Source organism: Vibrio sp. M260112 (assembly GCF_036533775.1).
In the GTDB taxonomy this organism is placed as follows: Bacteria; Pseudomonadota; Gammaproteobacteria; order Enterobacterales; family Vibrionaceae; genus Vibrio.
This window is the reverse complement of record NZ_JATABH010000150.1, coordinates 1-1,290: the sequence shown is the minus strand read 5'-3', so window position 1 is coordinate 1,290 and position 1,290 is coordinate 1. Positions and strand designations below refer to the sequence as shown.

Annotated in this window: 1 protein-coding gene; it reads right to left on the bottom strand. The window is 44.4% G+C overall.

From position 1 onward, the window contains the following. Positions 1-3 precede the first annotated feature (3 nt). Positions 4-1,197, bottom strand: a complete 1,194-nt coding sequence (locus QTN95_RS20720) for an ISL3 family transposase (RefSeq protein WP_331418859.1) — start codon at positions 1,195-1,197, stop codon at positions 4-6. Positions 1,198-1,290 lie beyond the last annotated feature (93 nt).

Genomic DNA, 1,290 nt, shown 5'->3' with positions numbered 1-1,290 from the left:
GGTTCATCGCGGCTTTCCGGGGAAAGCCGCTTTTATCTTCATAAAGAAGTATTCCGTATCTCGGTATCCATAGCCCATTCTTTTTATTAGCTTAATCTTGTTATTGATCCCTTCCAAGGTACATGTATTTAGATGATACGAAGCTGACGCCACTATCCCATGAAGATAGGGTTTCAGTTTTCTAGCAAAGTTTATGAGCGGTTTGATCCCACTTTCATGGACCTGTTGCCACCACACCTCCCAGAGATCATTAGCCTGTTTCTCCGAGCTGCAATACCAGAGCTCTTTGAGTTGAGCTCCTAGCAAATGGGTCACCATTAAGTCACGATTGACCGCAAGTATCTCATCCAGATAACTCTGTTGCTTAGTGTTTAAGTTCTCTTGATTTTTCAGTAGCACCCAACGGGAGCGTTTGATCCAACGCCGAGCATTTTTGTCATCTTTCAGTTGATTCGCTTGATCAACTCGGACTCTATCCATCACTTCTCGACCAAACTTAGCGACGACATGAAAGAGGTCATAAACGATACGGGCATTAGGACAATGAGCTTGGACTTCTAGGTCAAAAGCTGTGTTCATATCCATTGCCACAACTTCGATATTTTGAGCGTATTCTCCAAGAGTTTCAAAGAAGGGACGTATGTCCTTGCGTGCTCTACCTAGACCAATCCAGAGCACTTGGTGCGTTTGTGCATCTGCGACAACCGTGGCATAACGATGCCCCTTGAATATGGCAAATTCGTCCATGACGATTTGACGCAACTGACTCCATGGAACATCAGGAACCACACGCTTTAAGCGTTGCTTATCCACCTCTTTAATGGTGTGCCAGTGCACTCCAGTAAGCTCAGAAATATGCTTGATGGGTAAAAGTGGTAGTAGCTTTTCTATGTATTCAATCAGCCGGTTAGTGAGGCGAGAGTATGGCTTAACCCAAGAGATAGCTTCGGTTTTAATGCCACAGCTAGAGCATTTGATACGTCGAGTCTGGACGAGTAACTCGACAGGTGTGCCAAGGATCATCGCTTCTTTAAGCGTTCGCCATTGAGTATCGTGGATAGACTCAGAGGCTCTACCGCAAGGGCAGCATGCAACTGAGTCAGGAATTAGGGTGATAGATATTAATGAGTCAGTTTTATGAGACTTTACGATCTGAAAGCCTTCCCAGAATGACAATAGGAAAGTATTATTCGGCATGAAAACGGTAGTTTGTGTAGGTTTTGTTTGGCGATAAAACTCTATCACTTTCTACCGTTTTTGTTTTGAGTTCCCGCTTATCCGCGATGAACC

What these genes read in the sequence shown, in the direction of transcription:
- QTN95_RS20720 (WP_331418859.1), bottom strand. Translation starts at nt 1,197, where the DNA reads ATGCCGAATAATACTTTCCTATTGTCATTCTGGGAAGGCTTTCAGATC.